Below are 13,460 nucleotides of genomic sequence, written 5' to 3'. Positions count from 1 at the left end.
CAAATTTGGCCTAAAGGATAAGCTTGTAGTAATCAAGTCAAGATTCATAAAATAGTTAATTCAGGTGGCTTTGCGTCTTACTTTCTATTCTCTATATTGAACTGGGATTATATTTTTACGATTTGTTAGGCATTTCTGTTCTTTCGGTTTAAAGTGAGGAAAGCAATAAAATACGATATTTTCTTGTTACAGAGACAGTCTTAATTTGTCTGCTGGCGAACAGGAATATCGAGTTTTATAACTGTGTTCTTTGCTTTTGCCAGTATTTTAACAACTTGAGCATTGTAATCACGAAGAGTTAGTTTATGGAAGAGCAATTTCTTATAGCGATACATTGCTGTTTCGGATAATGATCGTTTGTGATGACCACCGACCTGTTTAGACTACACCAGTTTGTCCTCTTTCAATACCTTCTAGTGCTTCATTCCTCGGATATCCTTCTTCCCAGTACCCCGCGTTGCTTCGTGGTGGAATAGTGGGCATTACTCTTTTGTTTTTCGGAATTTAGTGACATATTTTTATGCCATAGGTTCTGTCATCACTTATTTGTTGTGTCTTCCGTTCTAATAGGTTAGGAATGTAGATAAAATCTCATTGTCACCCACCGATACTAGGCTAATTGCGGCGGAGAGAGGCGTTGTTTTCAAATATCTTAACTAATCGCAATTCCATGATGATCTAATCGTTTAAAAAACTATTGACTGCACAATGAGTTGGAAATTTAGTTCATTTCTTATGCGCAGCTCAGGTTAACTTAAGCATATTCGTATAGCGAACTAAATCAGGGAATTTACCTGTTAGGTAACGGTAGATAAATTGTGTTTAATACTATTTAGTATCGCTATAGCTAGATTGATGAAAAGATACAATAATCGTCATGACTTCATTGACTGAAATATGAGAAGGTATCTTGCTTGTTTAGACACCTGAAATCTGGTATTTTTCCAACTAGGGAGTGAGGCCTCTACCTCTATATAAATCTTTAATATCAAAGATATCAACATCTGCGTTATGTATGTTAATGTCCTTATACAATGGATTATTCTATTTAAACGATCAGATTGTGACTTAAGCATTTAGTTTATCTCTTGACTCTCGACTCACGCGTCAGGTTGATAGAAATACATACCACGTAGAAATTCCCTAACACTACGCTTTGTGTAAAAATATGTTTTCCCGTTTTTAACCTTAGAAGTGTGCATGTCCTATAGCATCACAAGCCAAATAGTGGCTCGTCAACTTAAGTATTTTGAGAATAAGCATATCCTGATAGCCGGTGCGTTGGAGGATACCTTCGCTACAAAGCTTTGCGAATCTGCAAAAAGCGTCAATATCTTCACCACTAATCTGGCATACGCCAACCAAATGTCTAGTTACTCACAAATCAACACTCAATTTGGTAACATATACCGTACCGATTTTAAAATAGATATAGTGCTACTATATTGGCCAAAAGCGAAAGCCGAAGCAGAGTTTTTGCTATCTATGCTGATAGCAATATTGGGTAAAGGAATTGAAATTGTCGTGGTGGGAGAAAACCGAAGCGGTGTAAGGAGTATCGAGAAGATTTTTATTCCTTATGGCACTGTCAACAAATTCGATACCGCGCGCCGCTGCAGTTTATACTGGGGTCAGTGTATCCACGAACCCGCGCCTTTTGTACTGGAAGAGTGGTTCATAAACTACCCACTTATATTGAGTGGGTGCACACTGACCATCCGTTCGCTTCCAGGCGTATTTAGCTATGGCGCATTGGATAAGGGAAGTCAATTACTTTTAGATACTCTCCCACCGTTGAAGGGTAGTGTTCTGGATTTTGGGTGTGGTGCGGGAGTGATTGGTATAGCCATCAAGCAACGCTATCCAAACACCCATGTGACCATGGTAGATATTAATGCGCTGGCAGTAGCATCGGCGAAAGAGACCTTGCGGTTTAACAATATTGATGGAGAAGTTTTTGCGTCTGACGTCTATAGTGCTATCGGGTCTAAGTTTGACAACATCATCGGCAACCCACCATTCCATGTAGGTTTAAAAACCCACTATACAGCAACAGAAACTTTCCTTGAAGGTGCTCCGGCATTCCTGAATAAAAAAGGACAATTGATGATTGTTGCCAATAGATTTCTACGTTACATCCAATTTATTGAAGGGACTTTTGGGCATTGTTATATACCAAATAAGAACAAAAAATTTGCTATTTATCATGCTACTAAAAGTGGTTACTTATTCAATAAATTAAATGGTTCGTCAGTATGATTTGCAACCAAACCATCTACTACTGCAGATGGCGTTGTTTCCAAAATATTTGAACTAATCTATATGGTTACGATCAGATCATCATGGAGTTAAGCGTGAGGCTATCATGGGAAAGGCCAAGCATAAGATTAGCAACTGGAAACAATATCATCAAGCATTAGTAAATCGTGGCTCAGTAACTTTCTGGATAGACGTCTCTAGCTATTCAGGCATGGTATTGTCTAAAGCATCAAGATCGTGGGTTTATATTTTTGGATACCGTGATTGAAACAGCACTGATGGTGAAAGGTATTTTTAAACTTCCACTTCGTGGACTAGAAGGTTTTCTTAATTCGGTTTTTACGTTGATGAATGTCCCGCTAAAATCCCCTACATACAGCTGGATTAGTAAGCGTTTGAAGACCGTAAAGGTTAAGTATCGTTTGCTGAGTTGAGGATCTGACGCCCAAGTCATTATTGATGTCACAGGCCTCAAAGTATACGATTAAGCTGAATGGAAACCGCGTAAACACGGTAAGGAGAAGCGCCGTATCTAGCGCAAACTTCATCTTGCCGTGGATGTGTCTACTCATGAGGTTATTGCTGCAGAAGTTAGCCTAGTTTCTGTGGGTGACAATGCGGTTTTATCTATATTTCTTAACCCATCACGACGAAAGATACAGCAAGTCAGTGCTGATGGATCCTATGACACAAAAGCATGTCACCACGTACTGAAAAATAAAGAAATGAGCCTTTTCTCCTCGTAGTTAGCGAAGTGATAACTATCCATCAATCGTGGTATCGAGACTTTAAAACCTATTACATCCACTTTGTTTGCCACTACCTCACCAACGAATTTCCTGAATTAGTCAGCTACACGTGAATACTCAAGCTCATGCAAGGTGTTCTGGTTCCGCTTTGCTCTTGCCTCACTCACCGACAGGGCTTGCCTTCGTTGATTTGTCCAAACTATAGGTTTGTCACAACCTACGCATTTTCAGACATCAGGTTTTTAAAGGTACCGTGAAGCGAGGAAAAGGAACGATGTGGTGGTTCTACGGAGATAAAGATTATATATCTAGTTCATTGGAGTGGGAACTTACAGACAAGGGAGTGATACTGATAACGGATGTGAAAAAGAATATGAAACCCAAAGTGATGAATAAAGTTCTAAGATTCGATATGCCTGTTCGCCATCAGACAAATTAAGACTATAAAACATATTGTAATCAGTTCGTTGTAGGCCTCGTTTAATCAACGATACCTACATGAAACACAAAACAAAATCAGAAAAGTAGTAATAATATACGTTGGATAAATTATCAATTGCTCTATGAAAATAAGTCATCATAGAAAATGGTACCAGTGAACGGACTCGAACCGTCACGCCAAAAGGCGGGGGATTTTGACATTTAATCTAACTGTTTTCACAGCAGACGGACTATATCATCACCCTTAAATAACTAGGGGCTGGACGCTGTTTCACTAAAGTTTTAATCCTTAGCTACTTCCTGTTATTAAGCCACATCGCTGTCGCTCAGGTAGTCTCTGAACCTTCTCTCTCCGAGAGCTTGGCTGCTGATTGTCTACATCATTATATGTTTAGATATTCCAGCAATTCATCCAGTTTTTCTCACCGTTAATCACTCAACGGGGGGACTCGTTTATTTTTTAGCCTATAGACTTCAGACACGTGGTGATCCCCTGTGTCTACCAATTCCACCACACTGGCATTGTATAAAACTTTTTACAGAGAGATTATACAACAACTTTTTATCTTTACTACCCTACATGGCGTTGTTTCCTAAATATTTGAACTAATCGTAATTTCCATGATCAGATCATCATGGAGTTAAACGGGAGGTGATGATGGGAACGGCTAAGTACAAGATCAGCAACTGGAAACAATATAATACAAGTATTAGTAAACCGTGGTTCAGTGATATTTTGGATAGACGTCTCTGATATTAAGGTATGGCATTATCTAAAGCATCACTGTCATCGTGGCCGTGGATTTGTATTTTCGGATACTGAGATTAAAACGGCACTGATGGTGAAAGGTATTTTTAAACTTCCACTTCGTGGACTAGAAGGTTTTCTTAATTCGGTTTTTACGTTGATGAATGTCCCGCTAAAATCCCCTACATACAGCTGCATTAGTAAGCGTTCGAAGACCGTAAAGGTTAAGTATCGTTTGCCGAGTTGAGGATCTGACGCCCAAGTCATTATTGATGTCACAGGCCTCAAAGTATACGATTAAGCTGAATGGCAAATGTGTAAACATGGTAAGTAAAAGAGGCGTATCTGGCGAAACTTCATCTTGTCGTGGATGTATCTACTCATGAGGTTATTGCTGCAGAAGTTAGCTTGATTTCTGTGGGTGACAATGAGGTTTTTACCTATCATTGCTTAACCCATTACGACGAAAGATACAGCAAGTCAGTGCTGATGGAGCCTATGGTGCAAGAGCATGTTACCACGTACTTAAGAACAAAGAGATAAGGCCCACTATTCTATCTCGAAGCAATACGGGTACTGGGAGGAAGGGCATCCTAGAAATGAAGCTATATAAGGCGTTAAACGAGGACAAAATGGCGGAGTGGAAAAAAGACAGGGGTTATAATGAACGCTCATTAGCAGAGATAGAAATATTTCGCTAGAAACAGTTGCTCAACCTTAAACTTGCTCTTCGTAATTACAATGCTCAAGTTAGTGAAGCGCTGGCAAGTGTGAAGGCGATGAACAAGGTTCTAGGATTCGGTATGCCTGTTCGCCAACAGACAAATTAAGACTACAAAAAACATAGGGAGCAGTGCATTATAGGCTTGATTGAATTAACAACACCTACACAACATATTGAGAGGGAAAATTTAATCCTCCGTACACGCTTGAAACGACTAAACTGGAAAACGATTGGATACTCAAAATCAACGGAAATTTACGACAAAGTGATCAATACATTCATTGAACGTGAGTATTACCTTTAAACTATAATCAATTTATTGAATACATGACCAGCAGTCTGGTACGGTGGTGGACACGTTTATTGATAATTGTAAATTCCACCTTCCATGACTCCAAAACCATCATGTCAGACAACGATATAAAATTCGCCGGTTATGAAGAGGTTGCTAAAATCACAGACGCTAATTTCTATTTTGCCAAACCTCATCGGTTAAGTGATTGGGAATTAAATGAGCAGATCAATGGTCTGGTAAGGCGATTTTTATCCAAGGGAATTGATTTCAACTAGGTCAGTAATGAGAAAATTGTTAAGATAGAACATATCCTCGATATACGTGCTAGGGTGAGTTGTTGGTATTGCTTTCCTAACGATGTTTGTAGAGTATTTGATGGCGGCTTAAGATATAATACCTGTGTATTTTAAATGACGAATGGCGTTGCTTATCAAGCTGAATTATCTTGAAGTTTGACTTATTTGGTTGAAATGAATACGCAATAATCCCCATCGTTAAGTTGACCGTAAAGCTGATACAACTCCGGTGCCGAAAATGTTCAATTTGGGATATGTTTTTTAGCTAGTCAAAAACGGTTTCGATAATAAAGGGTTGCCGGAGCATCAGGCGGTTCCAAGGTTTCATCACTTTTGGTTTCATATTCTTTTTTCACATCCGTTATCAGTGTCACTCCCTTGTCTGCAAGTTCCCGCTTCAATGGACCAGATATATAACCTTTATCTCCGTAGAACCATCCCATCGTTCCTTTTCCTCGCTTCGCGGTACCTTTTAAAATCGGATATCTGAGAATGCGTAGGTTATGACAAACCTATAGCTTGGACAAATCAACGAAGGCAATCCCTGTCAACCTTGCCTGACGGTAAGTGAGGTAAGAACAAAGTGGAACTAGAACACCTTGCATGAGCTTGAGTATTCGCGTGTAACTGACTAATTCAGGAAACACGTTGGTGAGGTAGTGGCAAACAAAGTGGATGTAATAAGTTTTAAAGTCCCGATACCCCGATTGATGAAAAGCTATCACTATCGTCATCACTTCGCTAACTGAGAGGCGAAAAGGCTTATTTCTTTGTTTGATACCGGAAGAAATTAGGTGTTTTTTCCATGTAGGGAGGAAAGTTTGGCAGAAATCGTCTACATCGACGAAAATAGTGTCTAAGTTATTCAATGCCCAATTCCTTATGTAGGCAATAGTTTTTTAAGCGATCAGATCGCGACTTTGGTATTTAGTTTATTTCTTATGCGTAGCCAGAATAAAAAATAACTTTTGAATGTATTTATCTATCAGATGATAACGGATATTCCATGGCGAGCTTTACCACGTTTATTTGGAGAGTGGCGTAGTGTGTGTCGACGATTTAATTTTTGGCAGAAAATGGAAATTTTAGTAAAACTTTCCAAACAGTTATCTAAAATGGCTGACTCTTAATTGGTTTTTATTGAGGGTTGAATTTTTCTGAGTACATCTACACAAGACAGGGGTATCGATTTTCAACTATGGGCAAATAGGAAAAAGCTTAGGTGGTAATTTGATAAAGATTCATCTTGTCGTAGATAGTGGCGGATTGACTATCTACTTTTAGTTATTAGAAGGATAGATGTACGTTATTGTTTATGCAAAAGTCTTGTAGACCATCTTGACAAAGTCAATACGATAGTTCTTGTTAAAGGTTACGACAGCTCGTCATTCAGAGAACATGTAGAGTTTAAAGGTGGAAATACTGTCATTACTAAACGAAATTATGGGCAAAATATCGATAAAAGTGGTATAAACTACTTGCTATATATAAGCATACTAATTTAGTAGAAAACATCTTTAGACAAATTAAACAATATCGTTCTAATTCTAATTAGAGATGATAAATTGGAATGAAATTACGTCAGGATAATATCCTTGGTATTTAGGTTAGGTATACCATGAATTGTAGGGCTCATTAGTATTACCATCAATGTCGTAGAATATTGGTGTCTACCATTAGAGATATTATGCTTTTTAACAGTGCTTAAACATAATGACAGATTAGGCATGTATGTTAATGTAGTTGCCGTTGTATTCCTGAACTATTTTTATACAGAAAATAATCAACAGTCGCTAGTCAACAATATGCATCCATAATCTTCCTCCAGGACGAGAATACGTACAGAAAAGTCAGACATATCCTCGACAAGGAACATAAAATATGAAAGTGTTAAAAAACACTATCGTTGCAATAAGCTTTGTAGCTGCTTTAGGTACTGTTGTTCTAGCACGGGCTAATCAGATTGTAACCATCGGCACAGGCGGTGTCACTGGTGTTTACTATCCAACGGGAGGTGCGATTTGTCGTCTTGTCAACAAATCAATAAAAGAGCATGGCATCCTCTGTTCCGTAGAAAGCACGGGTGGCTCTATCTACAACATCAATACCCTCCGTGCAGGAAAATTAGACATGGCTATTGTTCAGTCTGACTGGCAGTATCACGCCTATAACGGTAGCAGCAAGTTCACCAATTTAGGGTCATTCAAAGACTTACGATCAATATTCTCTGTTCACCCTGAACTCTTTACCGTGGTAGCTCAGTCAGGAAAAGGTATTAAAACGTTTAATGACCTGAAAGGAAAACGTGTCAATATTGGTAATCCAGGCTCAGGTCAGCATGGTACCGTTGGAGTACTTATGGATAAAATGGGCTGGAATATGGACGACTTTAAACAAGTTTATGAGTTAAAAGCAGGTGAACAATCTAAAGCACTGTGTGACAATAAAATTGATGCTATGGTTTACACCGTTGGCCATCCAAGTGGGGCCATCCAAGAAGCAACAACGGTTTGTGACAGCGTGATCGTCGAGGTAAACAATGTGGCTGCTCAGAAATTAACGTCTGAAAATAATCACTACCGTTCAGCGACCATCCTTGGTGGTATGTACCGAGGTAATACTGACGACGTGGCTACCTTTGGTGTAGGTGCAACCTTCGTTTCTTCATCTGAAATCCCAGAAGAAGTTATCTATAACGTGGTTAAATCAGTATTCGAAAACCTTGACGATTTTCGCCGTTTACACCCAGCCTTTACGAACCTCAAGAAAGAAGAAATGGTTTCTGATGGTTTGTCAGCCCCATTACATAGGGGTGCACAGAAGTACTACAGAGAAGTCGGTCTTATCCAATAAAACTGCTTAACGAAAGAACGAGAAACATCAACATTCAACCAACTCCATTCGGTGCTTTCAGGTTTATGAGTTTCCAGACGCGACCAAAATACTTCTGATGACCAGCTTTAATGCCTGCTTCATCACCCACACCATGATACAAATCAAGATGGTTTTTCTTTACGGCACTGCCTGTATCAAGAACTATCAGTAATTTTAAAACGTGTTGGCCGTTCCAACTGCCTTGTTCATCCAATTGAGGTACTTCTGCCAACAATATAGTACCCATAGGAAAAAACGTACGATCAGCTGCAACAGCTACACCAGAAATCAGAGGAATACCAGCCGTACCCGTCACTGGAGCAACAGCTTTTGGCAAGAAGAATACATACGATGTATTATGATTGAGTAACTCTACCACTGTTTTTTCATCCTGTGTATCTACCCAATCTTTAATTGCTTCAAGCGACATACTTTCTTGTGGAACTTCATCACGTTCAATCAATATTTTACCAATACTTACGTAAGGGTGACCGTTTTTTCCACCATAGGAAAAATAACTCAACTGTTCGGTATCAGTGAAGTGGATAAGACCACTCCCTTGTATTTCCATAATGAAATTATCAATCAACGAAGCGCTGTAGCCCAATTCTAAACCTAGTCCATCTAACGCTCCATTGTAGATCTCCTTACGAGTTGGGCAGAGAGTTTGGCAGATTGGAATTGAATAAATAGGGTAACGGTATAGCAGGTTAGGCTTATGCCGTAATTTTATTTTTGGGGAAAAATAACCTGTAAATAGAACGTTACCATAGCCATCGATGCCCCCCATTTGCTCAAATCGAATATTGTATTCGGTCAATGTAGTTGGATTTCCACTTTCTGACAACCACGCCTTAACGCTGGTGTAAAGAGGCTCATGCGATATCGATAGAACAGGAGAAATGGTTTCAATTTTTTCCAGTTGTGCGAGGAAAAGAAAATTGTTTTGGGGTTTATCCAACACTAATAAGGAAACCGAGTTCAATACTTCATCAAAACTCCCGTCAATGTACCTCTGTCCACGATCCGTTGGGAGAACACATCCAGCTAATAATAAAAATAAAACGGTAATACAAAGTATACGATTCACGTTAAATCCTGATTTAAATATGGATCAAAAGGGTGATAGATACCCGTGTACTCTATAATGCAAATAGAAATATTATATTTAATAGGTTGCACGTAGTGTAAAATATCTGCTTTTGTAAGGTGACCCTTAATAGCTAGAGTTGACGTTAAATGTCGTTTTCCAGCACATAAAATGGTTAAAAATAAGGTATCGCCCGTGGTGGACACCAATGCTATCGTTACCAAGCATGTTGCCGAAGCTTCTATCTTTAATATGCATACAAAGCTTGTCAGGTGTGTATAAAAAATTTGTTGAACTTGCTATGCCCAATATGGGTATCCGATACTCTTTTCGAGTGCTATATATCAGCATTAATTCGGTTATCCTAGTTTTAAAAAACTTACACTCTGCTGTGTAACCTCATTTCCTCTTGGTATACATGAAGAGGTGCTTATCTGCGGAGTAAATAAGCAATGGTCTTTCTCGTAGGCAATAAAAAATCTCTCGCTAGTTCTGGTATGCTTGAGAGCTTCGAGTGAAGAAAATAATTGCTTACGCATTCGGTTATCGAGAAAGAAAGTTATTAAATTTACTTTTTAATCGGTTATCCATATTCAATGTCCCATTTTGGTGCACGGATGGTTTCAATGTGTACGATGTCTATCCTTAGGATAGACATATTGTTGGCAAGTTCTATAAGGAAATGCATATTAAGAGGGAAAATTTTACCCTCCGTATACGCTCGAAACGACTAAATCTAAGAATGATTGGATACATGACCTAAATAACCTTAAATGCGCATAAGAAATGAACCAAATGCTCAAGTCTCGATCTGATAGTTTAAAAAAACTATTGACGGTATAAGGACTTGGATATGAAAAATCTAGATTCTGTCTTTGTCGATGTTGACTACTTCTACCAGAAATTTCTCCCTTCATGGAAAAAATACCTTATTTCTTCTAGTATCAAATAAAGAAACAAGCCTTCTCGTCTCTTATTTAGCGAAGTAATGACGATAGTGATAGCTTTCCATCAATCGAGGTATAGATACTTCAACACCTATTACATCTACTTTGTTTGCCGCTACCTCACCAACGAATTTTCTGAATTAGTCAGCTACACGCGAATGTTCAAACTCATGCAAAGTGTTTTGGTTCCACTTTGCTCTTACCTCACGCCCCGTCAGGCAAGGTTGACATGGATTGCCTTCGTTGATTCGTCCAAGTTACAGGTTTGCCATAACCTATGCATTCTCAGACATCCGATTTTAAAAAAAGGTACCGCGAAGCGAGGAAAAGGGACGATAGGGTGGTTCTACGGCTTCAAATTACACCTTATTATTAACGACCAAGGTGGTATTATCTCAGTTAAAGTGACGACGGCTAACATGGCTGATAAAAAGCCTGTATCGGAAATTGTTGACGTGCTTTGGGGATGTTTATACGGAGATAAAGTTTATATCTCTGGTCCATTGGAGCGGGAACTTGCAAACCAGAGAGTGACACTGATAACGGGTGGAAAAACATATCCCAAAGTGAGAATTCTTGGCGCCGTAGTTGTATCAGCTTTATGGGCAACTTGCTGGCGTGGCTTATCGCGTATTCATTTAAACCAAAGAAGTCGAGCATCAAGATAACTAAGTTTGATAAGCAAGTGCTTATGCAGGTCTGAGGTTAAGTAAACGGCGGTATGTCTGCATTTTGGCCGATGGTGTTTACTGCAAAGTCAGGATGGATGACAAGCTTTGCCTGCTTGTTGTCATCAGCGTTGATAATACCAGCCAGAAGGAAGTGCTAGCTGTTGTCGATGGGTACAGGGAGTCCGAGGTCAGGTTGGCTTGAAGTTCTATCACAGCTAACGTTCACGGTATTTGTATCGCTCCTGAACTCGCTGTTAGTGATGGTGATTTCGTTTTTTGGAATATAGTGACAAAGCATTATCCAACGACGCGTCATTAGCGTTTCTGGGTATACAAAACGGCCAATGTATTAAACAAAATTTCAAAAATCTGTTCAACCAAGAATGAACGAAACGCTTCACGATATCTGAATGGCGAAGGTACAACAAAAGGCAGAGAAAACCTTCGGACAGTTCGAAAGCACGATATGGTGCTAAATATTCCAAAGCAGTGGAATGTCTGCCCAAAGACAAAGTGGAAATGCTAGCATTTTACGATTTTCCGCCGAGTGCTGGACACATATTCGAACGACAAACTCCATTGAATCAATGTTTGCAACGGTGATGTTAAGAACGAACAAAACCAAGAATTGTGGAAGCCGAAAAACGACACTAGCCATGGCCTGCAAACTGATGTAAACCGTTGAGATTAACCGGCATAGCCTGCGAGGCTTTAAATTACTTGCGGATATCATCAAAGGCGTGAAATTCAGAGATAGCATTCATGAAACAAACATCAATTATCAGGATACTGCTTTGGAAGCTGTATACCAGATTTGACCATAGCTCTTTATGATACTGGTCAAAACAACTTTTAACGTCAACGCTAGTTATAATGATTACAATGTAAAAATAGGCATTCTACATGAAGAACAATCTATTCAATAGATAACCATACTTTTCACTTGAGTTAAACTCAGAGAAAAGCGATTATTTCTTTATTAAATATGTCTGAACTGAGCAACACCGAAATAATGACAAGCCAAACTTTCAACATTGATGCTGTTCGTAGTAACTTTCCGTTCTTAAATCATCTGATTAATGGTCACTCATTGGTGTATCTAGACAGTGCAGCGACGACTCAAAAGCCAATACAAGTTATTGATTGCATCAATACTTTCTATTCAGGGGCAATAGCAAATGTGCATCGAGGTAGTTACTCGCTTACAGGATCCATCACCAATCGCTTTGAAACAGCACGCAAGACTGTTGCTGGATTTCTTGGTGCAGATAACGATTGTATTATTTGGACCCGTGGAGCAACCGAAGCGTTAAATCTTATTGCTCAAAGTTATGGAAGACAAACGCTCAAGCCTGGCGATGAAATTATGATCAGCGAAATGGAACATCATGCAAATATTGTGCCATGGCAACTAATCGCTGAGCAGACTGGTGCAAAAGTGGTTAAGTGGTCAATCGACCCTATCTCCTGCACACTTGATATGATCGCCTATAAAAATCTTCTTAATGACAAAACGAAGATTGTTGCTGTCAGTCATATCAGCAATGTTACTGGTACTCTGAATCCTCTTAAAGACATTATAAAAAAAGCACATGAGTATGGTGTAGTTGTAGTTGTTGATGGTGCACAAGCTGTAGTTCATGAACCTATAGATGTGAATGCTATAGATGCTGATTTCTACGTTTTCTCGGGACATAAACTGTTTGCACCTTCCGGTATTGGCGTGCTATACGGCAAGGCTGCATTATTAGATGTTATGCCCCCTTGGCATGGTGGTGGGAAAATGGTAGAGAAAGTCTCTTTTGAAGGTACACTATTTGCAGATTCTCCAGCTAAGTTTGAAGCAGGCACCCCTAATGTTGCAGGTGCGCTCGCGTTAGAAAAAGCCATTTTATGGTTTAATAGCCTCGACAAAAAAAAAGCAAAACAACACATTGCATCATTGCAATCTCAGTTAATTTTAGGAATTCGTGATATTGATGACCTCAACATTATAGGTTTACAACAAGGCGCGAATGTAGTTGCATTTACGGTGGAAGGTGTTCATCATTCTGATATTGCAATCCTCCTAGACCAACAAGGTATTGCCGTGAGATCTGGCCGCCACTGTGCACATCCTCTGATGGATGTGCTTGGAATAAAAGGATGCGTACGAGTGTCTATCGCCTTATATAATACGTCTGATGAAATCGAACGATGCATTACGGCAATACAGAAAGCTTGTAATTTACTTTAAACCCTAGGGGTTGTTGATCTATGCTGTACAAAATTTGTTTAACAATATAACGACAACGGCAGTTAAATTAATATAAATTCTAGTGATACTATCACTGATGTAATTTTTTTCTAAATTCGTCACATAGGTA

General features: G+C 39.2%; 8 protein-coding genes and 6 pseudogenes. 11 read left to right on the top strand and 3 right to left on the bottom strand.

The features are described from left to right. Positions 1-200 precede the first annotated feature (200 nt). Positions 201-335 (bottom strand): hypothetical protein, encoded by a 135-nt coding sequence (locus BTN49_RS19480; RefSeq protein ID WP_263364201.1) that lies wholly within the window; start codon positions 333-335, stop codon positions 201-203. A gap of 865 nt (positions 336-1,200) precedes the next feature. Here BTN49_RS19480 and rsmC point away from each other — a divergent pair. From rsmC to BTN49_RS11405, 5 genes and pseudogenes are all read left to right on the top strand, one after another. Beyond that, positions 1,201-2,259 (top strand): 16S rRNA (guanine(1207)-N(2))-methyltransferase RsmC, encoded by a 1,059-nt coding sequence (rsmC, locus tag BTN49_RS11425; RefSeq protein ID WP_097357271.1) that lies wholly within the window; start codon positions 1,201-1,203, stop codon positions 2,257-2,259. 106 nt (positions 2,260-2,365) lie between these two features. Further along, positions 2,366-2,981: pseudogene (locus BTN49_RS11420) on the top strand (IS5 family transposase); the annotation flags it as partial. Further along, positions 2,981-3,399, top strand: a pseudogene (locus BTN49_RS22710) (transposase); the annotation flags it as partial. The pseudogenes BTN49_RS11420 and BTN49_RS22710, both read left to right, overlap by 1 nt. Before the next feature lie 708 nt (positions 3,400-4,107). After that, positions 4,108-5,027, top strand: a pseudogene (locus BTN49_RS11410) (IS5 family transposase). Positions 5,028-5,084: 57 nt separating this feature from the next. Further along, positions 5,085-5,225, top strand: a pseudogene (locus BTN49_RS11405) (IS1 family transposase); the annotation flags it as partial. 342 nt (positions 5,226-5,567) lie between these two features. Here BTN49_RS11405 and BTN49_RS11395 read toward each other — a convergent pair. After that, positions 5,568-6,381 (bottom strand): annotated as a pseudogene (locus BTN49_RS11395) (transposase). Positions 6,382-6,480: 99 nt separating this feature from the next. On the opposite strand from BTN49_RS11395, the gene BTN49_RS11390 reads away from it, so the two are divergent. Both BTN49_RS11390 and BTN49_RS11385 read left to right on the top strand, forming a co-directional pair. Further along, complete coding sequence (locus tag BTN49_RS11390) at positions 6,481-6,642, top strand: transposase (protein ID WP_150148458.1); 162 nt, start codon at positions 6,481-6,483, stop codon at positions 6,640-6,642. Between the two features lie 751 nt (positions 6,643-7,393). Next, positions 7,394-8,365 carry a TAXI family TRAP transporter solute-binding subunit gene (locus tag BTN49_RS11385; protein WP_097357267.1) on the top strand — a complete coding sequence of 324 codons (972 nt, stop codon included), beginning with the start codon at positions 7,394-7,396 and terminating at the stop codon, positions 8,363-8,365. Positions 8,366-8,399: 34 nt separating this feature from the next. Here the strand turns inward: BTN49_RS11385 and mltA are convergent, their stop codons facing one another. Continuing rightward, positions 8,400-9,476: a murein transglycosylase A gene (mltA, locus tag BTN49_RS11380; protein WP_097357266.1), complete on the bottom strand. Its 1,077-nt coding sequence runs from the start codon at positions 9,474-9,476 to the stop codon at positions 8,400-8,402. Positions 9,477-9,684: 208 nt separating this feature from the next. Between mltA and BTN49_RS21375 the strand changes: the two genes are divergently transcribed. From BTN49_RS21375 to BTN49_RS11370, 4 genes and pseudogenes are all read left to right on the top strand, one after another. Further along, the gene (locus BTN49_RS21375; protein WP_146679429.1) at positions 9,685-9,873 is read left to right on the top strand and encodes an IS1-like element transposase; all 189 of its coding nucleotides are present in this window, start codon (positions 9,685-9,687) and stop codon (positions 9,871-9,873) included. Positions 9,874-9,990: 117 nt separating this feature from the next. Then, on the top strand, positions 9,991-10,125 hold the full coding sequence (locus tag BTN49_RS21370; RefSeq protein WP_146679428.1) for an IS1 family transposase: 135 nt from the start codon (positions 9,991-9,993) through the stop codon (positions 10,123-10,125). Between the two features lie 204 nt (positions 10,126-10,329). Next, positions 10,330-11,126, top strand: a pseudogene (locus BTN49_RS11375) (IS982 family transposase). Positions 11,127-12,106: 980 nt separating this feature from the next. Further along, positions 12,107-13,330 carry an aminotransferase class V-fold PLP-dependent enzyme gene (locus BTN49_RS11370; RefSeq protein ID WP_097357321.1) on the top strand — a complete coding sequence of 408 codons (1,224 nt, stop codon included), beginning with the start codon at positions 12,107-12,109 and terminating at the stop codon, positions 13,328-13,330. Positions 13,331-13,460 lie beyond the last annotated feature (130 nt).

Source organism: Candidatus Enterovibrio escicola, from assembly GCF_002464935.1.
Classification (GTDB): Bacteria; Pseudomonadota; Gammaproteobacteria; order Enterobacterales; family Vibrionaceae; genus Enterovibrio; species Enterovibrio escicola.
This window is presented reverse-complemented; position numbering and strand designations above follow the sequence as displayed.

What these genes read in the sequence shown, in the direction of transcription:
- BTN49_RS19480 (WP_263364201.1), bottom strand. Translation starts at nt 335, where the DNA reads ATGTATCGCTATAAGAAATTGCTCTTCCATAAACTAACTCTTCGTGAT.
- rsmC (WP_097357271.1), top strand. Translation starts at nt 1,201, where the DNA reads ATGTCCTATAGCATCACAAGCCAAATAGTGGCTCGTCAACTTAAGTAT.
- BTN49_RS11385 (WP_097357267.1), top strand. Translation starts at nt 7,394, where the DNA reads ATGAAAGTGTTAAAAAACACTATCGTTGCAATAAGCTTTGTAGCTGCT.
- BTN49_RS21375 (WP_146679429.1), top strand. Translation starts at nt 9,685, where the DNA reads ATGCTATCGTTACCAAGCATGTTGCCGAAGCTTCTATCTTTAATATGC.
- BTN49_RS11370 (WP_097357321.1), top strand. Translation starts at nt 12,107, where the DNA reads ATGACAAGCCAAACTTTCAACATTGATGCTGTTCGTAGTAACTTTCCG.